This window comes from Effusibacillus consociatus (assembly GCF_042652925.1).
GTDB lineage: Bacteria > Bacillota > Bacilli > Tumebacillales > Effusibacillaceae > Effusibacillus > Effusibacillus consociatus.
Genome location: NZ_JBHSHC010000112.1, coordinates 289703 through 313675, shown reverse-complemented (window position 1 = coordinate 313675; position 23973 = coordinate 289703). Strand labels below are relative to the sequence as shown.

Annotated in this window: 25 protein-coding genes and 2 pseudogenes; 6 read left to right on the top strand and 21 right to left on the bottom strand. The window is 47.6% G+C overall.

Annotated features, from left to right (window positions below; genetic code table 11):
• Positions 1 to 3: 3 nt before the first annotated feature.
• Positions 4 to 792: an S-methyl-5'-thioadenosine phosphorylase gene (gene mtnP / locus ACFO8Q_RS16585; protein ID WP_380026948.1), complete on the bottom strand. Its 789-nt coding sequence runs from the start codon at positions 790 to 792 to the stop codon at positions 4 to 6.
• Positions 793 to 879: 87 nt separating this feature from the next.
• On the bottom strand, positions 880 to 1785 hold the full coding sequence (gene ligD, locus ACFO8Q_RS16580; RefSeq protein WP_380026946.1) for a non-homologous end-joining DNA ligase: 906 nt from the start codon (positions 1783 to 1785) through the stop codon (positions 880 to 882).
• A gap of 314 nt (positions 1786 to 2099) precedes the next feature.
• On the opposite strand from ligD, the pseudogene ACFO8Q_RS16575 reads away from it, so the two are divergent.
• Together ACFO8Q_RS16575 and ACFO8Q_RS16570 are read left to right on the top strand one after the other, a co-directional pair.
• Positions 2100 to 2231: pseudogene (locus ACFO8Q_RS16575) on the top strand (phospholipase D-like domain-containing protein); the annotation flags it as partial.
• A 14-nt stretch (positions 2232 to 2245) separates the two neighbouring features.
• On the top strand, positions 2246 to 3178 hold the full coding sequence (locus ACFO8Q_RS16570) for an ATP-dependent DNA ligase (RefSeq protein WP_380026944.1): 933 nt from the start codon (positions 2246 to 2248) through the stop codon (positions 3176 to 3178).
• Between the two features lie 64 nt (positions 3179 to 3242).
• Here ACFO8Q_RS16570 and ACFO8Q_RS16565 read toward each other — a convergent pair whose 3' ends face one another.
• Genes ACFO8Q_RS16565 through ACFO8Q_RS16550 form a run of 4 tightly spaced genes read right to left on the bottom strand, consistent with a single transcriptional unit; the run spans position 3243 to position 5104 of the window.
• A complete protein-coding gene (locus ACFO8Q_RS16565; protein ID WP_380026942.1) occupies positions 3243 to 3437 on the bottom strand; it encodes a hypothetical protein in 195 nt (64 codons plus the stop codon).
• A 15-nt stretch (positions 3438 to 3452) separates the two neighbouring features.
• Complete coding sequence (locus ACFO8Q_RS16560) at positions 3453 to 3659, bottom strand: ferritin family protein (protein WP_380026940.1); 207 nt, start codon at positions 3657 to 3659, stop codon at positions 3453 to 3455.
• 29 nt (positions 3660 to 3688) lie between these two features.
• On the bottom strand, positions 3689 to 4393 hold the full coding sequence (locus ACFO8Q_RS16555; protein ID WP_380026938.1) for a YetF domain-containing protein: 705 nt from the start codon (positions 4391 to 4393) through the stop codon (positions 3689 to 3691).
• 3 nt (positions 4394 to 4396) lie between these two features.
• Positions 4397 to 5104, bottom strand: coding sequence for a YetF domain-containing protein (locus tag ACFO8Q_RS16550; RefSeq protein WP_380026936.1), 708 nt, complete (start codon positions 5102 to 5104; stop codon positions 4397 to 4399).
• A gap of 257 nt (positions 5105 to 5361) precedes the next feature.
• On the opposite strand from ACFO8Q_RS16550, the pseudogene ACFO8Q_RS16545 reads away from it, so the two are divergent.
• The 3 genes and pseudogenes from ACFO8Q_RS16545 to ACFO8Q_RS16535 all read left to right on the top strand — a co-directional run.
• A pseudogene (locus ACFO8Q_RS16545) lies at positions 5362 to 6753 on the top strand (spore germination protein); the annotation flags it as partial.
• 35 nt (positions 6754 to 6788) lie between these two features.
• Positions 6789 to 7661: a GerAB/ArcD/ProY family transporter gene (locus ACFO8Q_RS16540; protein ID WP_380026933.1), complete on the top strand. Its 873-nt coding sequence runs from the start codon at positions 6789 to 6791 to the stop codon at positions 7659 to 7661.
• Complete coding sequence (locus ACFO8Q_RS16535; protein ID WP_380026931.1) at positions 7630 to 7995, top strand: CLC_0170 family protein; 366 nt, start codon at positions 7630 to 7632, stop codon at positions 7993 to 7995. The genes ACFO8Q_RS16540 and ACFO8Q_RS16535 overlap by 32 nt, the downstream gene beginning before the upstream one ends.
• A gap of 37 nt (positions 7996 to 8032) precedes the next feature.
• On the opposite strand, the gene ACFO8Q_RS16530 is transcribed toward ACFO8Q_RS16535, so the two are convergent.
• The 13 genes from ACFO8Q_RS16530 to ACFO8Q_RS16470 all read right to left on the bottom strand — a co-directional run bounded on the left by ACFO8Q_RS16530 (position 8033) and on the right by ACFO8Q_RS16470 (position 20886).
• Entirely contained in the window at positions 8033 to 8653 is a 621-nt protein-coding gene (locus tag ACFO8Q_RS16530; protein WP_380026929.1) for a redox-sensing transcriptional repressor Rex, read from the bottom strand.
• Between the two features lie 13 nt (positions 8654 to 8666).
• Positions 8667 to 9305: an RNA polymerase factor sigma-70 gene (locus tag ACFO8Q_RS16525; protein WP_380026927.1), complete on the bottom strand. Its 639-nt coding sequence runs from the start codon at positions 9303 to 9305 to the stop codon at positions 8667 to 8669.
• A gap of 92 nt (positions 9306 to 9397) precedes the next feature.
• Positions 9398 to 10273: a ComEC/Rec2 family competence protein gene (locus ACFO8Q_RS16520; RefSeq protein WP_380026925.1), complete on the bottom strand. Its 876-nt coding sequence runs from the start codon at positions 10271 to 10273 to the stop codon at positions 9398 to 9400.
• A gap of 57 nt (positions 10274 to 10330) precedes the next feature.
• Entirely contained in the window at positions 10331 to 13168 is a 2838-nt protein-coding gene (gene dinG, locus ACFO8Q_RS16515; protein WP_380026923.1) for an ATP-dependent DNA helicase DinG, read from the bottom strand.
• A 77-nt stretch (positions 13169 to 13245) separates the two neighbouring features.
• Positions 13246 to 14604, bottom strand: a complete 1359-nt coding sequence (locus ACFO8Q_RS16510) for a tetratricopeptide repeat protein (protein ID WP_380026921.1) — start codon at positions 14602 to 14604, stop codon at positions 13246 to 13248.
• A 92-nt stretch (positions 14605 to 14696) separates the two neighbouring features.
• Positions 14697 to 15080 carry an aspartate 1-decarboxylase gene (gene panD, locus ACFO8Q_RS16505; protein WP_380026920.1) on the bottom strand — a complete coding sequence of 128 codons (384 nt, stop codon included), beginning with the start codon at positions 15078 to 15080 and terminating at the stop codon, positions 14697 to 14699.
• 12 nt (positions 15081 to 15092) lie between these two features.
• On the bottom strand, positions 15093 to 15941 hold the full coding sequence (gene panC, locus ACFO8Q_RS16500; RefSeq protein WP_380026919.1) for a pantoate--beta-alanine ligase: 849 nt from the start codon (positions 15939 to 15941) through the stop codon (positions 15093 to 15095).
• Positions 15938 to 16804, bottom strand: coding sequence for a 3-methyl-2-oxobutanoate hydroxymethyltransferase (gene panB / locus ACFO8Q_RS16495; protein WP_380026918.1), 867 nt, complete (start codon positions 16802 to 16804; stop codon positions 15938 to 15940). Before panB ends, panC begins: the two co-directional genes overlap by 4 nt.
• 273 nt (positions 16805 to 17077) lie before the next feature.
• On the bottom strand, positions 17078 to 18046 hold the full coding sequence (locus ACFO8Q_RS16490; protein WP_380026917.1) for a biotin--[acetyl-CoA-carboxylase] ligase: 969 nt from the start codon (positions 18044 to 18046) through the stop codon (positions 17078 to 17080).
• A gap of 28 nt (positions 18047 to 18074) precedes the next feature.
• On the bottom strand, positions 18075 to 19322 hold the full coding sequence (locus ACFO8Q_RS16485; protein WP_380026916.1) for a CCA tRNA nucleotidyltransferase: 1248 nt from the start codon (positions 19320 to 19322) through the stop codon (positions 18075 to 18077).
• Positions 19295 to 19696, bottom strand: coding sequence for a methylglyoxal synthase (gene mgsA, locus ACFO8Q_RS16480; protein ID WP_380026915.1), 402 nt, complete (start codon positions 19694 to 19696; stop codon positions 19295 to 19297). The genes ACFO8Q_RS16485 and mgsA overlap by 28 nt, the downstream gene beginning before the upstream one ends.
• A 22-nt stretch (positions 19697 to 19718) precedes the next feature.
• Entirely contained in the window at positions 19719 to 20525 is an 807-nt protein-coding gene (gene dapB / locus ACFO8Q_RS16475; RefSeq protein ID WP_380026914.1) for a 4-hydroxy-tetrahydrodipicolinate reductase, read from the bottom strand.
• Between the two features lie 31 nt (positions 20526 to 20556).
• Complete coding sequence (locus ACFO8Q_RS16470; RefSeq protein ID WP_380026913.1) at positions 20557 to 20886, bottom strand: nucleotide pyrophosphohydrolase; 330 nt, start codon at positions 20884 to 20886, stop codon at positions 20557 to 20559.
• 127 nt (positions 20887 to 21013) lie between these two features.
• Here ACFO8Q_RS16470 and ylbJ point away from each other — a divergent pair, with 127 nt between their 5' ends.
• A complete protein-coding gene (ylbJ, locus tag ACFO8Q_RS16465; protein ID WP_380026912.1) occupies positions 21014 to 22279 on the top strand; it encodes a sporulation integral membrane protein YlbJ in 1266 nt (421 codons plus the stop codon).
• 48 nt (positions 22280 to 22327) lie between these two features.
• On the opposite strand, the gene bacA is transcribed toward ylbJ, so the two are convergent.
• Together bacA and ACFO8Q_RS16455 are read right to left on the bottom strand one after the other, a co-directional pair.
• Complete coding sequence (gene bacA / locus ACFO8Q_RS16460; RefSeq protein WP_380026911.1) at positions 22328 to 23128, bottom strand: undecaprenyl-diphosphate phosphatase; 801 nt, start codon at positions 23126 to 23128, stop codon at positions 22328 to 22330.
• 16 nt (positions 23129 to 23144) lie between these two features.
• Complete coding sequence (locus tag ACFO8Q_RS16455; RefSeq protein WP_380026910.1) at positions 23145 to 23930, bottom strand: undecaprenyl-diphosphate phosphatase; 786 nt, start codon at positions 23928 to 23930, stop codon at positions 23145 to 23147.
• Positions 23931 to 23973 lie beyond the last annotated feature (43 nt).

Genomic DNA, 23973 nt, shown 5'->3' with positions numbered 1-23973 from the left:
ACTCTACAAAGATCCCAACTCTGCCAACGCATGCGGACACCTGCAGGTTCTTTCGCCGGTTCCTTCTTGGATCACCCGGAAGAAGAGCTTCCGCACTTTCTCGATATTCGCTTTCATTTCGTCAACAACTTCCTGATGAGTTAAGACGGTGCTGGAAACTCCGGTACAGTAATTTGTGACAATCGCAACGGTCGCATAGCACATTTCCGCTTCTTTTGCCAAAACCACCTCCGGAACGGACGTCATGCCCACCACGTCTCCGCCCCATTGTGCGTACATCCGAATTTCGGCCGCAGTTTCAAACCGCGGACCTTCGGTGCAAACATAAGTTCCGCCTTGAATCAATTCGATTCCTTCCGATTTCGCCACCTGTTGGATGCAGTCCCGAACTCTTCCGCAATAAGGGTCGGTCATGTCAATATGGATAACCCCGTTTTCCCCTTCGTGAAATGCAGCATTGCGGGATTTCGTCATATCGATGAAATCATTGATGAGCACCAGACTGCCCGGGCGGAATTCCTTCTTGACGGAACCGACAGCCGCCGTCGCCAAAACCTGGGTTACGCCAATCTGTTTTAAAGCGTGTAAATTGGCCCGGTAATTCACTTTATGAGGCGGTACCGCATGTCCTTTTCCGTGACGCGGCATGAATGCCACTTTTTTGCCGGCATATTCACCAAGGGTGACGTGTGCATCGCCGTAGGGTGTTTGTATAACATGGGACACGGGATCCTGCAGAACGCCGGGATCATAGACACCAGTCCCTCCGATAATGGCAAAATCAGCCTTCATCTCCATCCTCCTGCCAAATCAAGTTCACGGTATCATTTAATCAGTGGGTTCCATGATTGTCAATACGTTCCTTTGAGAACAGAAGCATCACGGACGGTTGCGAATAAAATGCAAGATTTCCGTGATATCAATGCCCTCCTGCTCCATGGGCGCAAACAAATCCCCGACCTGTTTGACGCGATTTGGCATCGTATGAATCGTAAAATCCTCCGGAAGAGCTCCTTGAGCCAGCTCTTGCCATGTGACCGGAGCTGAAACTTTTGCATCGGGAACGGGACGGGCCGAATAGGCTCCGACAAGCGTTTTGTTCGGAGCGTGCTGCAAAAAATCAACATAGACCTGATCCCCCCTGTCTTTCACCAGGCGCTCCACGGTGGCCAGATCCGGATAAGTCTTGGCCATATAACGGCCTATAAATTCGGTTACGGTTCGAGTATGTTCAAAAGTAAAACCGGGACGGATGGGAATAAAAATTTGCAGGCCTGTTGCGCCTGACGTCTTCGGATAGCTGGACAGCCCGAGGTCATCCAGAACTTCTTTAATGCCGAAAGCCACTTTTCTCACTTTTTCAAATCCTGGTGCCGTCGGGTCCAGATCAATGGCAATGTTGGTCGGGGAATCGGGATTTTGAAACCTTGAATACCACGGGTGCAGCTCGATACAAGCCTGGTTTGCCAGCCAAATTAATGTTGCAGTATTATTCGCCAAAATATAATGAATATCACGCTTGCTTTCTCTGGAGTAAACAGCAAAAGTCTGCACCCAATCCGGTGTGTCTTTGGGAGCATTCTTCTGATAGAACGATTTCTCATAAATTCCGTTTGGAAAGCGGACCACTGTCAACGGTCTATCCTTCAGGTGGCGAATCAGATAGGGAGACATTTCAATCACATATTGAATGTAATCCGCTTTCGTAATCCCGGCTTCCGGCCAGAGCAGCTTCTCCAAATTGGTCACCCGTACAGGATATTCGGCTGTCAGGGTATCGTTCACATCCCCACCTCCTTACTGCGCTGCCTACCCACCCAAGGGACAAGCTCCTGGATGGACAGTGCGTCGGCTTGCGTCACTTTAATGGGCGGTACCTTAGCTTCCCCAAAGGATAGGAATGGTATAAATGGGTAGTACAAGCGTATACGCCCGTCACAGTTCACACATCTTATAAGATGAACGTCGGACACGTTGCCTGATTCATTTAGCCGCTCAGCATCGGTCATCGCTCATGCTTTACGGCATTTAACCGTGCATGGCCTTCGGGCTGGCCGCGTTCAGGTACTTACGAACGGCATTGAAACGTATGAGAAGCTGAAGCGACCCAGACCATTGACATCACCACCCCCTACTTTGTGCCCGATGCAGATATCATCATGGCGATAAAAACAGCCGTGGCGCGCGGTGTGCGCGTAAGATTGCTGTTGTCGATAAGACTAAACGAAAAAAAAGGATTTTGACAATGAGACCACTCATACCTTTTGAGCCTATCAGTACTGAAGATATACCGACGGGCCCTTCCTGGGTCGGGCAGGTAAAATGGGATGGCGTTCGAGTCTTAACCTATTTCGATGGCCGCGAACTCAAATTATTTAATCGTAAATCGAACGAGCGAACTTTTCATTATCCTGAACTAACCAACATCGCTGAGTATTGCACGGCAAAATCCGTAATATTGGATGGAGAGATGATTGCTCTAAAAGATGGAAAACCTTCTTTTTATGAGATAATGAAAAGGGATGGCATAACAAAAGTAACAAACGTAAACGTCCTTCGACATAGAATCTCCATTACCTACATGATTTTTGACGTGATTTATCTGAATGATGAATGGGTAACCTCTTACTGTCTCGCAGAAAGACAGAAAATGCTCGCAGATATAATCAAGCCAAACGATTATGTTCAATTAGTGGATAATTTCGATGATGCACAAGCTCTTTATGACGTTATTCAGGCAGAAGAAATGGAAGGAATCATAATCAAAGACCTTTCCAGTACATACTTAATTAACGGGAAAGATGAACGCTGGCGAAAGAAAAAAAATTATCGGGACTTACTAGCCGTGGTCGGAGGCGTTACCCTAAGAGATTCCATTGTGAATTCTCTACTTCTGGGTCTTTTCGATCAAGATGGCCGACTATGGTATATCGGTCACGCTGGAACAGGTACGCTCACCCAAAAAGACTGGCGGGAATTGACTGAAGGTATTAAACCATTTATACAATCCACTATGCCATTCGAAAACCAGCCACCGAGGCTAAAAGGAACCATTTGGCTGAAACCTGAACTTACCGTGAAAGTGAAGTTTGCCGAGTGGATAGATGGTCATACATTGAGGCAACCCAGCATTCAAGCTTTTGTTGATGTTCCTGCGAGTCAATGTCTTATAAAATGAGGACCTCCTAATATCACCATATTGTCGTACATTGAGACAATAAACGACATTAGGGGCACAAAAGTTACACCTTTCCTTGTTTCCGCATTTTATCGATTTCGGTTTGCAATAAAGTAATGTTTCTCATTTTGTCGTCGCGCAGTTGCATCAAAAACTGTCTGGTCGCCGAATCGGTAATTCTTACCGCATGCTCGTTATAGAACAATTGATGTGCGATCTCATCGTTTAAAATATCCTGTAATTTTTCGATCTGGTTCATTCATTTCCCTCCCAGTTATTGAATGCCCAATCCTTGGGATTTCTGTGTAAGTAAGTTGAGGTGATTGCGGGCGGTCTGTTCCAATGCCTGCAAATGTTTTTGAATGGCCGGATCCGTGATGGTTTTGGCCAACTCTTCATACTTCAATGCGATAGCCTGTTCATATTGTACAGCCGTCTTCAATGCCATGCTGATCATTTCTTGTTCGGAAACCCCATACATATTCCATCACCTTTCCAATATCCGAATTGTTATTTCGTTGCATAATACAATTCCCCAACGGCATCAATCACCGCCAAATAAACATCCTCCAATCTGCCGACCCCTTTCTTGCCCAACTCATCACGCAGTTTGTCCAAATCCCAGCCAATACCTTGCAGATTCTCTGTTTCTATCCGTCCGTCATTCACAAGCACAACGGGCATCATTGTTTTTGTGACCGGAATCTTCAAATCACTTGGTGTTACGGGTTGAGCGGAGCTTTTTTTGACTACGCTAAGTTGTCCATTTGTTTCCAAAGTAGCGTAAGCAACTTGATTCGGATTGGCGGCTCTCATATATCGAAGCTGGGACATCAACAATTCGAGATTAAACAGATTTTCCCTCATCTTTTCCTTTGAGATCCGCCCGTTTTCAATCAATATGGCGGGTCTTCCGACAAGCAGCCGGGCGAGCCGGCGGCTCTTCACCACCAGATAGGAATGAATATAATGCCACATATAGACGGTAACAACCGCTGCGAGCATGTTGCTGACAGCCACCTTCGAGGTAGCCAGGGGAGATACTACGAGCCCTCCCATCAACCAGAAAAAAGTAAAGTCATAAGCGGAATACTGGCCTCCCGCTCTTCGCGGAAGCAGTTTGCTCATGAAATAAATCAATAAGCCTATGATTAGTGTCCGTACCAAATAGCCCCAAACACTAAGCTTCTCGACCGGACCTAAGATATTTTCCACTCCTCATTCACCCGCACTTATGTATAATGTCCCGTCATCTTCCAGCATAGCCAAAAAAACGGATCGGGGATCCGAAATCCCTTTCTCAAGAAGCTTCTGGTTCAGCCAATGTATATCAAGTCCTAATTGTTCCAAATTCTTGTGTTGGACTTCCCCGTCGTAAATCAAATAGTGCGGGAGATATACGTTTGTTTCGGGCAACTTTATGGTTTTTCGCTGAATGGGTTGATATTCGAATTTCTTTGTGACACTGACTTTTCCGTTCGCCTCCAAGGTGGCATAAGCTACTTGTGAAGGATTATGCGCCCCTTGAATTCGTAACTGCCCCATTAATTCATCAATACTTACCAATGCGCGAAACAGGTTTTTCTTCAGGATTCGACCGTTTTCTATTAACACAATGGGCTTACGATCAATAAGTCCGGGAAATTTCATGTCGAGAAAAGATTGTAAGATGTTCATGCCACTATAGAACAGAAGAATAACAACAGCCTCGATCAAGCCATGTTCAGGATTGGTCATCCTGGAAGCGGAAATCGCAACAATGCCGGCTGCAACCAGGTAGTTGTGACCTGATAAAATCCCAATCTGCCTCTTTCCCATTAACCTTGTGATCAAGATCATGATCCAATACAGTACGGTGGCTCTGACAAAAAAACCCCAAAGTGGAAGTTCCTTTCCGCCCATCAGCAATACGTTCCAATCTGACACTGTTCGTTTGGCCTCCAAACTGGCAGATTCCATCTTTCCTTCAGGAATGACTCGAACCCACTGTCAATTATTCAAATGTATCATTTCCATATTTAGGTTCAACATTCAACGTTTGAATGTTTGGGCTTTGATGAGCTGGTGATATCGTGGGACATTCACAACAATGAATGTCTTTTTTTTAATTGGTGCAACATAAAAGACAAAATAAACCAACCTTACTAGACCTTACCTGTTAAGAGAATGAACTGAGCCGGAGGATGGGCAGAAGGTGGCGGGATGTCGCGAACCAAATCCTGGAGGAACGTGGCGAAGAGAAGATAAGCGGCAGCATTGAAGATAAATCATTTTTCTCGAAAACTTGTTAGGTGAAAATGATGACTTTGTCATACGTCGTTTTCATGTATTTGGCCAATATTCGGCCGTTATGTTTTATTTCTTGAATATGAGTGATCAATCCATTATCAACAGGGATATTTTAAAACCATTAATGTATTTGCCTCCTCATCTGGAAGGAGCCACAATTGAATACTCACAATTGAAACACGTAGTGTTCAACGAAACTCTTTATCACAGTAAAGGCCGGTTAGAAAGCCGCATCCCCTCGATTGTCGAAGCGGTTTTACGCGGGGACACCGTTATCGCGGTTGAAGGATTGGACGAGGCATTTCTGATCAGCACACGCAATGTGGAGAAGCGGTCAATTGACCAGCCGCAAACCGAACAGGTGTTGCGCGGGGCCCGGGAAGGATTTATTGAGTCTTTGCTGACAAATGTCTCCCTGCTGCGATACCGTTTGCCTACTCCAAACTTCCGTGTCAAGATGATGGAGATCGGCCGCTTAACGAAATCAAAAGTGGCAGTGTGCTATATCGAAGGCATTGCAAATCCTGCGCTTGTCCAGGAAGCGATAAACCGTCTTTCGGTGATCGATATCGATGGAGTGCTCGATGCGGGCTACCTCGAACAATTCATCGAGGATCATAATATGTCCCCGTTTCCACAAATCCAGAATACGGAACGTCCGGATAAAACGGTCGGCACGCTGTTAGAGGGCAGAGTGGCGATTCTCGTTGACGGTTCTCCTTTTGCCTTGATCGTGCCGGCCATATTTAGTCAATTTTATCAGACGTTGGATGACTACTCGGAAAGATTTCTTATGGGCAGCTTAGTGCGCTTTATCCGACTGATGGCCTTAATTTTTTCTCTCTTCTTCCCGGCGCTTTATGTAGCGGTCATCTCATTCAATCCGGAATTGATTCCGACGGAATTTGCAGTTGCGGTGGCGGGGGGACGAGCAGGTGTTCCCTTCCCGGCCGTTGTGGAAGTATTGATCATGGAAATATCAATGGAAGTTTTGCGGGAAGCAACGCTGCGCTTGCCCCAGCAAGTCGGGGGGGGGGGCGCTGTCGATCGTCGGCGTACTTGTCGTCGAACAAGCCGCGGTCTCTGCAGGGTTTGCCAGCCCTATTACCGTTGTTTTGATTGCATTGACAACAATAGGTTCATTTGCGACACCCGCTTACAATGCGGCAATCGCTTTGCGCATGTTGCGTTTCCCCATGGTAATACTTGCCGGAACCTTTGGACTTTATGGGATCATGGTGGGATTTATCCTGATAAACAACCATTCACTGTCCTTCGCACAATACACTTGATCCTCTAAAAGTCGGAAACAGAAGGTGGGGTGCATCGGAAGTGTGTTTATTATCATTTTTTTGCCGTGTTGACCTCGCTTGCTTCACGCGAATTCGGGGAAGTCGTCATTACTTCCGTTCTGCAGCGCACCCCTTTGGAAGTCACCGTGATCGTTATGCTGTTGCTCGCCGCCATCTCAACTCGCAATGAGATCACGACGTTTGCATACATTCATATGTTTTATCTCCCGTTTCTCCTGGCACCCGGTATATTGATCGTTGTGCTTTCGCTAAAAAATGCGACTATGATCAATCTGCTGCCAATCTTGGGGAACGAACCAAAGGGAATGCGCATGGGTATCCTGACGGTATCCGCGTTGTTTCAAGGCTCTTTTATCCTGACAATCGTGATTCCGGCGATGCGGCACCCCGAGAAGGCGATGAAGGCCAGTCTCTGGGGGATGTTGATTGCCGGAGGACTTTATCTGGCCGCCGTCGTGGCTACTGTTGCCGTATTTGGCGCAGAAGAGACTAAACTCCTGCTTTGGCCCACACTCGAACTGGCAAAGACGACATCATTGCCCGGCAACATTATGGAACGACTGGACGCAGCGTTCCTTGCAGTTTGGGTGACAGCTGTGTTCACCACTCTTCTCTCCAGTTATTATCTGACGGTTCACGCGATAAGCGAACTCTTCCGTTTGCGCGATCACAAGATGCTTTCGTTCTTCATCTTTACGTTCGTTTTTGTGATCGCGATGTTGCTGCAAAACGTCCTGCAAACGTACCAGATCATTAAGTCGGTCGGGCGAACTGGACTCTGGATCACGATTGCGTATCCGTCCTTGTTATTAATCACAGCCACGATTCGCAAGAAAAGGGGGGATCGACGTGGCGCGGGGCAACTGGGTGAAACAGGTTAAGCTGCTATGCGTGCTGCTGATCACATTTCCCCTGCTTACAGGATGTTGGGATCGCCTCGAAATCGAAGACCGTGCCGTTGTGTTGGGACTTGAGGTCGATGAAAGCGAGATAACAAGGGGGGAAGCGTCCCGGATGATCAACATAGGTTACATTCAGTACGTCGTAGTTTTATTTCTGGTTACAGGTTTCATGATCTGGCGGTTTGACGCAAAAGGTTACGATTTGAAGCAGATGGAAAAAGAGAAAAAAGCGGCTCGCTTTCTCGGAGGGCTTAATGTGTCGCTCGGTATCTTGACGTATGTGGCGAATTGGGTTTATCAGAGTTGGTTTTAAACATTAAAAAACCTTCCCGTGACGGGAAGGTTTACGACTAATCCACATAATAAGCGAGTGACTCCAGCTCAGTAGTCACATCCGCATTGCGAACGGGAATATCGAGTGGGACCTTAAGGATAACAGGAGCGAAATTCAGAATTCCCTTGATCCCCGCATCCACCATCTGATCAGCCACTTTTTGAGCTTCTGTGGCAGGGACGGTAATAATGCCCATTTTGATGTCCAATTCCTTGACCATCTTGGGTAATAACTCAATGGGCAAAACCTCAAGCGTCCCCACCTGGGTCCCGATTTTCTCTTCAAACGAGTCAAAAATGGCTACAATCTTGAGTTTCTCGTTTGTGTATCGGTTGTAGTTTGACAGCGCGGTACCCAGATTTCCCGCTCCGACGAGAGCCACATTGAGACGCCTGTCCAGTTTTAGGATTTGTTTGATCTTTTCAATCAGATATTGGACGTCATACCCTATGCCTTTTCTTCCAAATTCTCCGAAGTAAGCGAGGTCTTTCCGGATTTGCGCCGGGTTCATGTCCAGATTTTGTCCTAATTCGTGGGAAGAGACGGTTGTAATATTCAAATCACGCAGGTGTTGCAAATATCTTAAATAAACCGGTAATCTCCGGATCACCGCTTCCGATATTTTTGGAGTCTTCATCTTTTCCTCCAAATCATGACGATATTCTTTGCAGATTCCTGTTTACGGCGGCCGAATCCATTTTTCGCTTGATCCGGCAAAGGGCGTTATCAATTGCCTTTGTGGTCGAATTCATCATTTTTGCAATTTCTTTGTAACTGTGTCCCTCCGAATACAAGTTTAAAACCTGAAATTCAAATGGACTCAGGATTACACTCAGCTGATTTTGCAGTTCACGCAATTGTTCCTGTTTTATCACAACCTCATCCGGTTCAGATCCTTGAGGACACGGTAAGGTATCGATCAGGAAACGGCGCGATTCATCCTCACTCATCGAGCGGTGAAGCGACGTATAGTGGTTCAACGGTTGATGCTTGAGTCTCCTGGAGCTCTTGATGGCTGTAATCAGCTGCCGGTTGATGCAGATTTCGGCAAAGATTCGAAACGGAATCTCTTTGTCGAGCCGATAATCCCTGATTGCTTTAAATAAACCGATCATTCCCTCCTGGATGAGGTCTTCCTGTTCAGCCCCCGCAAGGAAAAACGAGCGAGCTCGAAAACGAACAAGTGATTGGAAGTGGGACAGAACCTGTTCGATTGCATAAGAGTCTCCCTGTTGGGCCAGCAGTACTTGGCTTTCTACATCGCTAGGTTCAAGATGCAGATGATTCATAGACGACCACCTCCCAATTTATGAGAGTCTTACTTTTCATCATAGAAGAAATAGAAAAGATTCGTCAATAAGAAAATTCGAACTATTTTTTTCTAAGGCCGGATGACCTCAAAAGATCGGTTCGAAAATAAAACCGTTATCGTTCCCTGCTGGTCGGTCCGATACACATCTATCCAACTCTCGTACAACTGTTCCACGATGCTTTCATCCGGGCTGGACGACCCCTTTTTGACTCCCGTTATCACCGCTACCTTCGGATTCACTTTTTGCAGGAAATCAGTATGGAAACTATTTTTCTTGGCGTGATTGGGAATTACCAGAATATCGCTTTCGATCGGCAAATCCAACAGCTTTTCCGTGACTTGTTCCGAAATATCACCGGTAAAAAGGATTGTAGTTCCTCGATAAGTCATTTGAAAAACCAGCGATTGCTCCCCCACGACCCCATAGACAGGCTCACGGGGATTGAACACCTTGATCGATAAATTTTCACCCAAAATATATGTTTGATCGGCTTTCAAGCGTATTCTGGGAATTGATTTCGCAGCCTCGTAAGCGTCCAAACCAAATTCAGCCGCCGATAGATGAGGATATGCAATTTTTCCGATTGGCACGGTTTGCGTCAAGATCCCAAATCCGCCCATATGTTCGGGTTTTGGAGTTGTCAGAAAGACAAAATCCAGCCGTTGTGCTTCAAGCATTGCCAGCTCTTTCAGGATCATCAGAGCCGACTGATCTTCTCCCCCATCGATCAAAATATGGTGTCCTTCTTCTGTCTGAAGGACAGCGGAAACCCCATTCCCCAAGTCAAGGAATCGGATTGCCGCTTTTCCTTTCAAGTCAACCTTTGTATTGATCGGCAATCTGTCAAAATAATGGGTAACGGGCAGGAGCGTTTCCATAGTCGCCCCTGCCACAATCAGGAATGGAACAAAAATCCAAAGAATAAAGTTTTGCTTGAACGCCATTCGCATGTCGTTCCCCTCGCTATCTGGGACATGTATATGCGTGACGCCCTTTTTATATTACCGCTTGAGCCAGTTATAGATCACTTTAAAGACTTCCTTTTCAGGCCCCTGGTACACCCATGGATCAGGCAGCGATTTGATGAAATGCCGACCGTAACGGGCATCCACAAGACGCCGGTCGTATACCACTATAGCGCCGACATCTTTTTTGGAGCGAATGAGCCGACCAAACCCCTGTTTGAAACGCACAATCGCCTGCGGTACGGAATAATCCATAAACGGATTGCGGCCTTCTCTCTCCAGCGCTTCCGTCCGCGCTTCAGCCACGGGGTGATTCGGCGGCCAAAACGGCAGGCGAACGATGACCAGGCACGAAAGATCCTCACCCGGGATATCGACCCCTTCCCAAAACGAGTTGGCGCCAAACAGAACCGCTCGTTCCTCTCTTTTAAATTCCTGAACAAGCCTGATTCGGGATGACGAATCGATTCCGTGAGCAAATACACGAATATTATGTTCCGCCAACCTCGGCTTTACTTTCGTATAGGAATCCCGCAGCATTTTATGCGAAGTAAACAATACGAGCATCCTGCCGTTGGAGATGCGGGCCAAAGTTGTGATTGATTCACACAGCGAATCCACAAATGCTTGTTCGGATACGCCTTTTACCGGCGTTACATCCGTAGGAACGCATAACAAAGCCTGGTTTTTGTAATCGAAGGGGGAGTCTACCTGCAAGGTGCGTAATCTTCCTTCTTCGTCCGCCTTTCTCAGCCCCAGCCGATCGATAATATAGGAGAATCCCTGGTTGATAGTGATAGTTGCTGACGTGAGGATAACCGACTCTTTCTTCTCAAACAGATTCTGGTTTAAAAGCGGACCGACTTTAATGGGAGCCATATAGAGGCTTACAGCGGGACGCCCTCCCTTTTCATCAGCCTCCAGCCAGAGAACCATCGACTGCGGATCCGTTTCCCTGAAAAACCGGGCCATGGTCATCAGTCGACGGTCCAATTCCTGCACCTGTCCTCCAATATCGGTGACCAAGCCGGCTGCCTGTTCATCGCCAAAATCGGAAGCTTCGGTCTCAAGTTTGGACATCAAGCTTCGCAGCGCAGCGGCTTCCGTCTGCAGATTCTCGAATGAAGAGAGAATCGCATTCCACCCGGGAAGTTGGAGGTGACTGTTGCCAAGCCGCAGAGTCGAACGACCTCCTTCACTTTTTTCCGACTGGTCAAGCGTAAAACGCTGCAGCAAACGGAATGTTTCATCTGCATGAGTCCTGACTTCCAGTATCTTGTCGACCATTTGATCCGCGATGCTCGCGGTTTTGGCAAACGCGGTTTGCAGTCCGATCATCGTTCGCAATTGAGTCAACAGTCCTTGGCGATTCTCTCTTGCCAATCGGTTCAGCGCCCCGACTATCTGAAAGTAATTGGCGTCTTCACCCAAATGCTTGGTCGCTTCATCTTCAATATGATGAGCTTCATCAATCACCAAATGGTTGTACGAGGGAAGTACCCGGTGATCCGCTTTTATATCGGTAAAGACCAGGGAGTGATTCGTGATGATCACATCCGCTTGTTCAGCGGCCGCCCTGTTCTTAAAGTAATAACAGTTGCGGAACCACGGACATTTTTTGCTTATGCAGGAATCGGAGTCACTTGCCACGCGGTTCCAAAAATCGGCGTGAGATCCCTGCAGATTGAGCTCCTCACGGTCACCGGCTTCGGTTTCGATCAGCCATGTAATCATTCGCACATAAAAAGAACGCTCACTCGGATCGGAAATGATCCCCTGTGTATTGACACCGCTTGCCACCTTCCGCATGCAAACGTAATTATTTCGTCCTTTCACGACTGCAGCTTCGAACGAAACATCCATAATTTCCTTCAATAAAGGGATATCCCGCTCTTTTATCTGTTCCTGCAGATTGATCGTATGAGTAGCGACTGCAACCCGTTCACCCGTGGCGTTGGCGTGGAGAATCGCCGGGATCAGATAGGCCAGTGATTTCCCTGTCCCCGTCCCTGCCTCGACAACGAGATGATCCCCCGTAGACAGTGCTTCCGCAACCGCTCTCACCATTTGCAATTGAGACGGCCTTTCTTCATACCCTATATATTTTGCCGCAAGGGGCCCCTCCTGAGACAACACAAAAGAGGCTGTATCCGAGTCATAAATGACAGGTTCCCGATCTTCAAGATTTCTCTCGGGTACCTGCACGGGCCGATGCATCAGCTGTTGAATGACCGTACACCCGTCAGGAATTTCGGTTTTCGATAACTTCAAAGGATCCTGCACCAAATCGGTGAAAAAATGCCGCAAGTGCCAATCGGACATCCCTGTCAATTGCTCGATCTGCTGCAGAACCAATAACGGCAAGTTCCTGGCTTTTTCATGCAGCTGCAAAAATAATTCAGCTGTTGCCAGCGCATCCGACAGCGCCCTGTGCGGACGCCCGTGAGCGATCTTCCTGTTCGCAGCCAGTGCTTCGAGCGAGTAGCTTGGTTCTCTCGGAAACAGGATCTGACATAACTCGAGCGTATCGACATACATCCCGGCATAAGGCAGATAGCCGCACTCTTCCAGCGCACGGTTTATAAAAGAAATATCAAAAGAAGCATTATGTGCTACCCAGTCCGCACCATCCGCAAAACGAAGGAAATCCGCGATGGCTTTATACAGCGGAGGAGCGTCAATCAGATCTTCATCAGAAATGCCGGTTAATTCCTTACAAAAGGGTGGCAGCGGTTTGTCTTGTGCCACAAATGTTTCAAAAGTATCCAGAATTTGACCGTTTTCGATCCGGATCGCTCCGATTTCGATAATCGAATCGTGTGTCGGGGAAAAACCGGTTGTTTCTAAATCAAAAACCACGTAAGGCAAAGCCATCAGAGTCACTCCACAAAAAGAGAATCTTATTTCTTTTCTCTGTCACCTCCCCATTTTCCTGCAAGAAAAAAACGGAATCAAGAGGATTCCCCTCTCGCTTCCGTTGTCACAGTCAACAGTTCGCGGCACCGGTTCCAACATTGCTGCGCTTGCTCCCTGTCACCAAGGCCCGAATGCGCCAATCCTTTATAAAACCATAATTCTTTGCTGTTCTCATCCAGTTTCAGTGCCTCTGCCGATTGTTCGAGCGCCATGTGATAATTGCCTTGTTCCAGCGCCACACGAGCCGCTCCAATCCTGGTATGAATCCAATCCGGTTCAAACTCCATCAACTTTTGAAAAATCTGATCTGCCTTTCCCGAATCCCCTTCAAGCAAGAGAGCCCAGCCAAAATTAAATTGAGCCTGTCGATCATTGGGCGCGAGAGTTAATTGTTTCTTAAAACAGGAGATCGCTTCCGGAGTATTTCCTTCCCTGACAGCCAGCCAACCCAGTCCGCCCAAAGGCTGTACTGCCGTAGGATAAAACCTCGAGGCTCTTTTGTACAAAGACCGGGCAAGGTCAAATTCCTGCTGCTGCAAACAGAGATCGGCAAATTCCATTAAAATGTCGTAGTCAGACGAATTGAGCCGGTAAGCTTGCTCGATATGTTGATACGCTTTTTCCGGGGAACCGATTTTCCGCCAAATCGATGAAACTATACGTTCCGCGTGCCAATCTTTAGGATCCTGATCGAGGGCCACCAAAAATGAGGCCAGCGCATCTCTATACAGCTTTTGATTATACTGACAAACTCCCAGGTTGTAATACGCATCCCGAAAGTCCTGCATATACTCTGCAGTTTGTTTGAATTCTTCCGCTGCTCTTGCATAGTCTTTTTTGGCGGCATAGATATGACCGAACGAATTATGAACCATTGCCAGAATAAAGGGTTCCTTCACACCGGCTGCCACCAAATTTAATTGTTGGGCAGCTTTGTCGTACTCTTCTTTGGCCAAATAGCCAAATGCCAAATACAGCCGCGCGACCGTAAACTGCCCGTCCAACGCAACAACCCGCTCCAATTCCCGAATCGCATCCGGAAACATGAGCAGATCAAAATAACCCACCCCTTTTTGAAAAGAACGGACAATCTGTTCTTCTTCCGCTGGAGGCGGCAGAGGAATCGCTTTGACATGTACGGGCTGCATAACCGGATTCGGTTTCACTGGTTTTTTCGGAAGTTCTTCCAAATCGATCTCCAACCCGAACAGTTCGGACAAATAGACAACTTTCTCCTCAAACGTCAACCATTTTTCAACGAAACGGTCACACACGGCACGGAGCGCAATGATTTCTTCCCGCAAAATTTCTTTCTCTTCATGGCTGGCTGTCGATAACTGCTGTTCGATACGATGCAACGCCCGGAACAATTGCTCAAACTGCCTGTCAAACATATCGAGCCCCCCGATCCCTGCATAGCGTGCTGTTTCATGCATTCGGGGTTAGTTTGTGGCAATCAACTGTTTCTATACGAAAAAAACCGCATTTACAATGCGGTTGTACTGTGCACTTCTGTTATCAAATCCTGGATTGAATTGTCGGGATTCATCAGAGCCACAATCGGTTGGTAGTTCTTTGCTTTCGAATCTTCCATCATCGCATAGGAAATGATGATCACGATGTCCCCTGGTTGAACCAACCGGGCTGCCGCACCGTTCAGGCAAATCACACCCGATCCACGAGGTCCCGGAATTACGTATGTTTCAAACCGTGCTCCGTTGTTATTGTTTACAATTTGGACTTTTTCATTTTCCAGGATATCAACCGCATCCATAATGTCCTGGTCGATTGTAATCGACCCGACATAGTTCAAATTCGCTTCCGTTACAGTAGCACGGTGTATTTTTGATTTCATCATAGTTCGAAACATGTCTGTCCCTCCTTATGGAACCAAAATGGTATTATCGATCAACCGGGTAGCGCCGAATCGAACGGCTACTGCCAGCAGGGCATCGCGATTGATTTGATCATTCAGATCCGAAAAGTTTTGCAGATCCACAATCTTAATATAATCAATTTCCGCCAGTGGTTCGACTGCAATAATGGATTGTACCCGTTCCCTAATGAAACTTGCGGAACGATGTCCTGCGTCAAACAGCTTTTGGGCTTCCTGTATGGATCGATAAACCGACAGCGCCTGTTTTCTTTCTTCCGGGGACAGATACACATTCCGCGAGCTCATTGCCAGACCATCCGGTTCCCGAACAATCGGACAGGGAATGATTTCGACCGGCATATTGAGATCTTGTGCCAGCTGCTGAATTACACGGACCTGCTGGGCGTCTTTTTGTCCAAAATACGCTTTATCCGGAAGCACAATATTGAACAGTTTGGTTACCACGGTGGCCACGCCCCGGAAATGCCCCGGGCGTGAAGTCCCGCACAAATTCTCTGTAACCAGCTCGACATCAACGTAAGTAAGCTGCTGCTGCGGGTACATCTCATTCACCGATGGTGCAAAGATGACGTCTACTCCCGCACTGTCCGCAAGTTGGGCGTCTGCTTCAAGATTTCGCGGATACCGGTCGAAATCTTCGCTTGGACCAAACTGCAGAGGATTTACAAAAATACTCATCACAACCGTTTGATTCTCCGTTTTCGCATGCCTTGCCAATGACAAATGTCCTTCATGCAGGGAACCCATTGTCGGTACGAAACCGATGGTGTTTCCAAGTGATCGCTGCTCTTTCACATAGTGCCTGATTTCTGAAATCGTATGAATGATTTTCATTGAATCGAGAGCTCCTTTTTCAGGGCGGCGACTACTTCATCCTTCATTCCGAACTCATGTGCGGAGCCGGGGAACACGCCGTCACGCACTTCTTGATTGTAGCTTTTTACCGCATCTACCATAGTTTCGTAAAGGTTCCCATACTTCTTAACAAACCGCGGCATGTAGTCATTTGTAATGCCAAGCAGATCGTGAATGACCAGTACTTGACCGTCACATCCGGCTCCGGCTCCAATCCCTATCGTCGGGATTGTCAAATGCTCCGATATCATAGTGGCAAGAGGTGTAGGCACCAACTCCAGAACAATCGCAAAACATCCGGCTTCTTGCAAAAACAGAGCATCTTCGAAAATTCGCTTGGCGCTCTCCACATCTTTTCCCTGCAGTTTAAAGCCTCCCAGTTGATTCACCGCCTGCGGCGTCAGTCCCAAATGCCCCATCACCGGAATGTTCGCTTTCATCAAGGCACGGATTTCATCGATCATTTCCCGGCCGCCTTCCAGCTTCACCGCATCGGCACCGGCTTCCTGGATGATTCTCCCGGCATTGCGAACCGTTTCCGGGATTGAGATGTTGGCAGACAGAAACGGCATGTCGGTTACCACAAACGTATTCTTGGCCCCTCTTTTGACCGCTCTGGTATGATGAATCATATCATCCAATGTGACAGGAAGCGTTGTCTCATGCCCCAACACGACCATCCCAAGTGAATCTCCTACAAGAATCACATCCGCACCTGAGTCTTCAACGGCCCTTGCCGTAGGGTAGTCGTATGCAGTTACCATTGAGATACGCCTGTTTGTGCTTTTCATTTCCTTGAGTTTTACGGTCGTCAGCTTTTCCTTTTGTCCATTTCCCGTCATTCTCAAATCCCCCTTTGGCCCGCGCCGTAACGTGCCAGCGGAATACAGGAACAAAAAAACCTTTTCGGCCGTGGGGGCGCGAAAAGGTTTACGAATGGTTCACGTAAGATCCTCTGTCTCGGTCCGCTGACGGCTCAGAGCAGATTCAAACATGGATAAGTTTGAATTGACTGATCATTGCGGAGTACAGCTCCGATGGATACCGCCTCCAATTTGAAGTATAACTGGAAAACGGTTTCTTGTATAGTGTCAGCGATTACAATTTTTAGATTGTTAGGACACCTGAATATCAGCCGAGTAGACTTTTTGTTGACCTTGTTCGGTTTCTACCACCAAAGCTCCCATCTCATCAATGTCAACCGCCACTCCGGTTATGATTCCCCGTGAAGTCGCTGCGGATACATGACGTCCCAATGTGATGCTTTGTTTTTTCCACTGATCGCGAATACATGCGAAGCTGCCGTTTTCAACGTATTGGTCGTATAACGTCTCAAACTTTTCCAGGATTCTCTGAACGACAGACGCTCTCGGAATCGGATGGCCGGTAATTTCACGAAGAGACGTGGCAATCCCCTGAATCTCTTCCGGAAAATCGGACCGGACTTGATTGACGTTAATTCCGATTCCCAAAATGACGGAAGTGATTTCTTCCGATTCCATATTCATCTCGGTTAAAATCCCACAGCATTTCCGATCATCGAATAAGATATCGTTCGGCCATTTGATACCCGCCTGACTACCGGTCACTTCCGTCAGAGCTTGACTTACTGCCACTGCCGCGACCAAAGTCAGCTGCGGAGCGTGCGCCATTGGAAGCTGGGGGCGTAGAACAAGACTCATCCAAATTCCGGTTCCCGGAGGAGAAAACCAGGGTCTGCCCCTCCGTCCTTTCCCGCCGGTTTGTTGATCGGATATGACCAGCGTTCCCTCGGGTTCCCCTTCATCCGCCAACTTTGCCGCTACTACGTTTGTGGAATCCACCACTTTCAAATGAACGATGTGCTGACCCATTCGTTTCGTCTGAAGCCCTTCAAGTATCTCGGCGGCAGTCACAAGATCAGGTATGGAGACCAGACGATACCCCTTGTTGCGAACCGCATCAATCTGATATCCCTCTTCTTGAAGGTCCTTGATATGTTTCCAGATTGCTGTTCGGGACACATCAAACCGCCGGCAGATTTCCTCCCCGGATATGTAATTGTCGGGATTGGCTCGCAGAAGCTTTAAAATCTGTTCTTTCATGTGAAGTTATACCTTCTTCGCTATGTCTTTAAAGGTTTTCATACATCTCCCTCGCTGCGGCGAGGAGGGATTGGCGTGTATTGCAAAGCGGATTTTCCAGAACAAGTTCGGTTAACCGTTCGAGAATATGACCGATCACGGGATCTGGAGGAATGTTTAATTCTGCAATCAGGTCCTGTCCGGTAACGGTCAAATCTTTGACTGACCAAATCGGCTGTTTCTGAATCGATTCATACAGTTTGTTTAAGATCAGGTTCTGTTTCTCGACCCGGATATATCCCACAATCAAGAAAGCATCCAACGCGATGTCTTTCCCATGGCAATACAAGTATCTCCGCCATGCCGCATCTGTCCATGTCAACGGATCAACATCCGGGATAGCGCGCAGAATTGAAATCACAGAACGAATCAAAGCGTTTGGCTGACGCAATTCACGCAGGATTTTCTGTACAGCCGTTTCGCCAACCGATAATTGTCGGAAAAGTGCCGCCTGACGCAATGCAATTTTTTCAGGCAATCGTTTTGCAAACTCTGCAGCCTGCATTAATTTTCTCGGTGATTGCAGCGGAACATCAGGGAACACCACGTCAAACAAACCAGCCTTGTTTAAAAGTTGAATTCCCACTTGAATATCGGAAAGAATGATTTTATTCCATTCATCGCGAATACGTTCGCGGGAGATACGGGACAAATTTCCGGCGTTTTCGGTGATTGCCAACCATGTCCGTTCTTCAATCGAAAAATGAAGCACGACGGCAAAACGGATCGCCCTCAGCATTCGCAAAGCATCTTCCTGAAAGCGCTTCTCCGGTTCCCCTACAGCTCGAATCGTTTTCTTTTGCAAATCTGCTCTGCCTTCAAAAGGGTCAATAATCCTTCCATGGCGGTCCATCGCCATCGCGTTGATCGTAAAATCACGCCGGGACAAATCGACTTCCAATGTGGAGACATATTTCACACTGGCAGGTCTGCGGGAATCGGCATATTCTCCTTCAGTCCGAAACGTCGTTACCTCAATTCTTTCGTCTCCCATCAGTACAGTGACGGTTCCATGTCGAATTCCCGTAGGAACAGTTCGGGGAAATAGTTCCTGAACCTCCGATGGCAGAGCATTTGTCGCTACATCATAATCATCAGGCGAATTTCCAAGCAGCATGTCCCGCACACAACCGCCGACCAAATAAGCCTGAAATCCGGCCTGTTCCAACTGGTACAAAACCGACCAAGCGGCATCCAAACGGCTTACATTCACTGGGAATTGATCGTCTCTCTCCACGCGAAATCTCCACGTTCCAAGGCCTTCACCAGAATTTCGGCAGTCGCCATATTCGTCGCTACCGGAATATTGTGCACATCACATAAACGAAGCAGCGCAATAATATCAGGTTCGTGCGGTTGAGCCATCAACGGATCCCGAAAGAACAGCACCAGATCCATGCGGTTCTCGGCAATTAAAGCGCCAATCTGTTGGTCTCCGCCGAGCGGTCCGGACTGAAACCTGTGAACATCCAACCCGGTAGCCTCATGGATACGGAGACCTGTGGTACCGGTTCCGTAAAGATTTGCCTTGGCAAAAATGTGACGATAGGCGACCACGAAATTCACCAACGTGTCTTTTTTACGATCATGGGCGATCAACGCAATGTTCATAGGTAACTCCTCCCCGGTCCCATCAGTCGATTAAGTTTTCCAGTCCGTATACGAGACCTTTGATTGCCATCACTTTTTTGGCAGCCATAGCGACACCCGGCATGAAAGATTCCCTGTGAATCGAATCATGGCGAATGGTTAAGGTTTGTCCCAGCCCGCCAAATATCACTTCTTGGTGAGCCACGTAACCGGGCAGCCGCACCGAATGAATTCTCATTCCTTCAAAATCAGCCCCGCGTGCACCAATGAGCTTTTCTTCCTCTTGCGGATGTCCCTGCTCCATACGCTGCCTTTCCTTTGCAATCATTTCGGCTGTCTTTATAGCGGTACCGGAAGGGGCATCAAGCTTTTGATCGTGGTGCATTTCGATAATTTCAACATGCGGCAGGTATTTTGCCGCTTGTGCAGCAAACTTCATCATGAGAACCGCTCCAATCGCAAAGTTGGGAGCCACTACACCGCCAATTTCTTTTTCCCGAAGAATGCCATCCCATGCCTGAAGATCTTCCTGCGGGATTCCGGTAGTTCCGACCACCGGACGCACTCCATAATCAAGCGCCGTATATACATTATCCCGAATTACGTTTGGATTGGTAAAATCAATCATCACATCGGGATTCGATCGTACAAAAGTCTCACCCAAGTTGGTGGAGAATAAAACTCCCGTCTCACCGTATCCTGTAACGATCCCGACATCAACCTGATCGAGTGACCGGTCAACAGCCCCTACTAACTCAAGAAGAGGGTCGTTTAAAACCGTTTTTGCAACTTCTCTTCCCATGCGCCCATTTGCGCCAACCACTACCACACGAATTTTTGAATCAGTCATACCTGCACTCTCCTCAAAGGTTTATCTTCCATCAATCTTCTTTACGTGTCCATCGATTCGCATCCCGCGTATAAAACTTGTGCATGACTGAGCGGTGAGTTTCTTCCAAATCGATATGTAAAGAGTTGGCAAGACAAGTAAGACAATATAAAACGTCACCGATTTCTTCCGCGATGCTTCCGTCCGCTTCGCCAGCCTTTTTCTTTTTCTCTCCGTACCGGTGATTTACCTCCCGTGCCAGTTCCCCCAGCTCTTCGGTTAATCTGACAATCAGACTCATTGGCGGAAAATATCCCTCTTTAAACTGGGAAATATGCTTGTCCACCTCTTGCTGCATTTCAAATAAAGTCAGTCTTTCCATCTTGTACTGCCTCCTATGGCTTTATCAACATTCCACCACAAGAATGAAGAATAAACAAGCCCGACACGAATATGAATTTACGGATAGGGTAGTCCTGCGTCGATGAATCAGAAAAGGAGTGTCATTTATGCCCGGTTCACCCAAACGTTCTACGACAACATTTTTGGCAATTGTCGTCATATTTCTGACTCTCTCGCTTGTGTTCTATCCGAGGGAAGGATTTGAAGCCGGTATAACAGGATTGAATTTATTCTGGGAGGTCGTATTTCCATCTCTGTTACCGTTCTTTATTCTTTCCGAGCTGATGCTTGGCGTTGGTGTCGTACACGCACTGGGTGTTCTGCTTGAACCACTGATGCGTCCACTGTTTAGTGTTCCTGGAGTCGGCGCCTTCGCAATGTCAATGGGACTTGCGGCCGGCTATCCAATGGATGCAGTAATTACAGCCAAGTTCAGGAAGAGCAAATTGTGCAGCCGCGTGGAAGGGGAACGGCTGTTGGCGTTTACAAACACGGCCGATCCACTCTTCATGTTCAGTGCAGTTGCGGTAGGCATGTTCCGAAACGCAGGAATCGGAATGCTTCTGGCAATAGCTCACTACATCGGCGCATTTTTGGTAGGGATCCTCTTCAAGCTCTATGGTCGGGGCCAAGACATAGAAGAAACCACCAGACAATCTGTACGAGGCAATTTGTTCAGGCGGGCCTATCAGGAAATGTTACGTGCCCGTGAGGAAGACGGACGTTCCTTCGGAAAACTGTTGGGAGATGCCGTAAATGATTCCATCAAGACGCTGTTGATGATCTGCGGATTTATCATCTTCTTCGCCGTTGTGATCAAGGTTTTGACCTTATCGGGAATCATACCGCTGCTGTCACTTCCCATTATCGGTTTATTCAAATTGATCGGTCTGGATCTCTCGCTGGTAACCCCATTCATGTCCGGGATTTTCGAAATCGATATCGGTTCTGCCCAGGCTGCGGCCACAAAAGCCCCGCTCGTCGAGCAATTGGCAATTGTATCGTTTATCATCGCATGGAGCGGTTTATCCGTGCATGCACAGATTGCCTCTGTGTTAACAGGCACCGACATCCGTTTTGCCCCCTATATAATTGCCCGAATTATCCACGGGGTCTTGGCTGCCGTGTTCACCGTGATTCTGTTCAACTGGGGAGTAGGGCAAACAGAAACGAGTGTGTTCGCTCCTTTCACTCCATCAACCGTGGCGGTCGCCACAGCGGAACCTTCTGCCTCCGCAAGATGGTTCGCTTCATTAGGAGCATTAAAAAACTGGGTGTTGGTAACGGGTGGACTCACCCTATTCTCGATCTCGCTTTATTTGGCCAGACGGATGCGAATTGTGTTCTTCCGAGCACGGGTAAGCGATAAATGAACAAACCCTTTTCCATGAATAAAAAACGCCATTTTGGGCGTTTTTTATTCATCGCAGAACAAAGAACCAGAACAAACCCGCCACAAGGAATCGATAATAAGCAAAAGGTGTCAGCTCCACTTTCTCAAGAAGTCTCAGAAAAGAAACAACAGCCAGCAAGGCGACAATAAACGATACAACAAAACCTATGGCAAAGAAACCAATGTCATCTGCAGACAGGTCGTTGTAGCTTTTCAGTATGTCATAACCGCTGGCCGCAACCATCATGGGAATTGCAATCAGAAATGAGAAATCAGCCGCCGCTTTGTGATTTGTTCCGACAAGCAATCCTCCGGCAATCGTAGCGCCGGAACGGGAGAAACCCGGCCAAAGGGCAAGACATTGTGCAAGCCCAATCCCAAATGCTTGCTTGTAACTCAAATCATCCAGATCATGGGCACGAACTTCCCGCTGGCGTTTTTCGGCCCAAATCATAAAGATTCCGCCGGCTGCAAGTCCCAGCAGGACGGTCTGGGGAGAAAACAGATACAGCTTGATGCTTTTATGGAAAATCAATCCCAACACCAGCGCGGGCATAATGGCCAATACAATATGAATCAGGTTTAACTGCGATTTAGGCTCAGACCGATCACGTTTCCACCCCAGTAATTGAAGGACGCGTTTCCAATAAAGAATCGCAACAGCCAAAATCGCTCCGAGCTGAATCACTACTTCAAACGTTTTCGCCTTATCGCCGGTAAAATGGAGCAGTTCCCCTGTAAGGATCAAATGTCCTGTCGAGGAAACAGGCAAAAATTCCGTAAGCCCTTCAACGATTCCTTGAATTACAGCTATTAAGTATTCATTCATAAACGAAACAGTCCTCCTACCATTTACCGGTGAACTGGAGAAACAGAATAATAGCCCCCAGCACCCATACATAAATTGAAAATCCCTTTAACGAACCGCGCTGCAAAATGTTTAACATCCACTTCACCGCTATATATCCCGCAACCGCCGAAGCGAGGGTACCTGCAATTAACGGGAACACGGAGATTGTTTCCGCAACTTCACCATCGATCAGTTTCTTGCTTTGGAGCACCACAGCTCCCAAAATGGCCGGCAATGAAAGAAGAAACGAGAAGCGGGCAGCCGCCTGTTTATCAATCCCACGGAACAAGGCTCCTGCAATTGTCAGCCCCGAACGTGAAATCGCGGGAAGGATGGCCGCTCCCTGCAGAGCCCCTACAAGCAGTGCGTCTGTATAAGAGATTTGGTCGATCTTTTTGGATCCGTTTTTCATATTATCCGCCCACCAAAGGATGATTCCGGTTAGAAGGAACTCCCACCCTACGGTTACCCCGGTTTTTGAAATGGCTTCAAAGTAATCTTCAAATGCCAGTCCGATTGCAGCTGTAGGAATCGTTCCTGCCAGAATCAATAAAGTCAACCGGCTGAACGGGTTTCGTACCATAAAAAGAACATCCCGCCAAAATATAGCCACTACTGCCAACAAAGTCCCCAGATGAAGCATCGTATCCAGGAATAAACCCGCTTCTTCCAGTCCCAGCAGTTTCCGTCCAATCAACAAATGTCCGGTGCTGCTGATCGGCAGAAATTCGGTTAGACCTTGCACAATTCCCAAGACAATTGCTTTCAGAAACTCTTCCATTACTCCCCTCCGCTATGTACAAAGAATACTTCACTATTATACA

What these genes read in the sequence shown, in the direction of transcription:
- ACFO8Q_RS16560 (WP_380026940.1), bottom strand. Translation starts at nt 3,659, where the DNA reads ATGTATGGGGTTTCCGAACAAGAAATGATCAGCATGGCATTGAAGACG.
- dapB (WP_380026914.1), bottom strand. Translation starts at nt 20,525, where the DNA reads ATGACTGATTCAAAAATTCGTGTGGTAGTGGTTGGCGCAAATGGGCGC.
- panC (WP_380026919.1), bottom strand. Translation starts at nt 15,941, where the DNA reads ATGAAAATCATTCATACGATTTCAGAAATCAGGCACTATGTGAAAGAG.
- ACFO8Q_RS16570 (WP_380026944.1), top strand. Translation starts at nt 2,246, where the DNA reads ATGAGACCACTCATACCTTTTGAGCCTATCAGTACTGAAGATATACCG.
- mtnP (WP_380026948.1), bottom strand. Translation starts at nt 792, where the DNA reads ATGAAGGCTGATTTTGCCATTATCGGAGGGACTGGTGTCTATGATCCC.
- panD (WP_380026920.1), bottom strand. Translation starts at nt 15,080, where the DNA reads ATGTTTCGAACTATGATGAAATCAAAAATACACCGTGCTACTGTAACG.
- ACFO8Q_RS16520 (WP_380026925.1), bottom strand. Translation starts at nt 10,273, where the DNA reads ATGGCGTTCAAGCAAAACTTTATTCTTTGGATTTTTGTTCCATTCCTG.
- ylbJ (WP_380026912.1), top strand. Translation starts at nt 21,014, where the DNA reads ATGCCCGGTTCACCCAAACGTTCTACGACAACATTTTTGGCAATTGTC.
- dinG (WP_380026923.1), bottom strand. Translation starts at nt 13,168, where the DNA reads ATGGCTTTGCCTTACGTGGTTTTTGATTTAGAAACAACCGGTTTTTCC.
- ACFO8Q_RS16455 (WP_380026910.1), bottom strand. Translation starts at nt 23,930, where the DNA reads ATGGAAGAGTTTCTGAAAGCAATTGTCTTGGGAATTGTGCAAGGTCTA.
- ACFO8Q_RS16490 (WP_380026917.1), bottom strand. Translation starts at nt 18,046, where the DNA reads ATGAAAGAACAGATTTTAAAGCTTCTGCGAGCCAATCCCGACAATTAC.
- ACFO8Q_RS16525 (WP_380026927.1), bottom strand. Translation starts at nt 9,305, where the DNA reads ATGAATCATCTGCATCTTGAACCTAGCGATGTAGAAAGCCAAGTACTG.
- mgsA (WP_380026915.1), bottom strand. Translation starts at nt 19,696, where the DNA reads ATGAACATTGCGTTGATCGCCCATGATCGTAAAAAAGACACGTTGGTG.
- ACFO8Q_RS16470 (WP_380026913.1), bottom strand. Translation starts at nt 20,886, where the DNA reads ATGGAAAGACTGACTTTATTTGAAATGCAGCAAGAGGTGGACAAGCAT.
- ACFO8Q_RS16510 (WP_380026921.1), bottom strand. Translation starts at nt 14,604, where the DNA reads ATGTTTGACAGGCAGTTTGAGCAATTGTTCCGGGCGTTGCATCGTATC.
- bacA (WP_380026911.1), bottom strand. Translation starts at nt 23,128, where the DNA reads ATGAATGAATACTTAATAGCTGTAATTCAAGGAATCGTTGAAGGGCTT.
- panB (WP_380026918.1), bottom strand. Translation starts at nt 16,804, where the DNA reads ATGACGGGAAATGGACAAAAGGAAAAGCTGACGACCGTAAAACTCAAG.
- ACFO8Q_RS16565 (WP_380026942.1), bottom strand. Translation starts at nt 3,437, where the DNA reads ATGAACCAGATCGAAAAATTACAGGATATTTTAAACGATGAGATCGCA.
- ACFO8Q_RS16530 (WP_380026929.1), bottom strand. Translation starts at nt 8,653, where the DNA reads ATGAAGACTCCAAAAATATCGGAAGCGGTGATCCGGAGATTACCGGTT.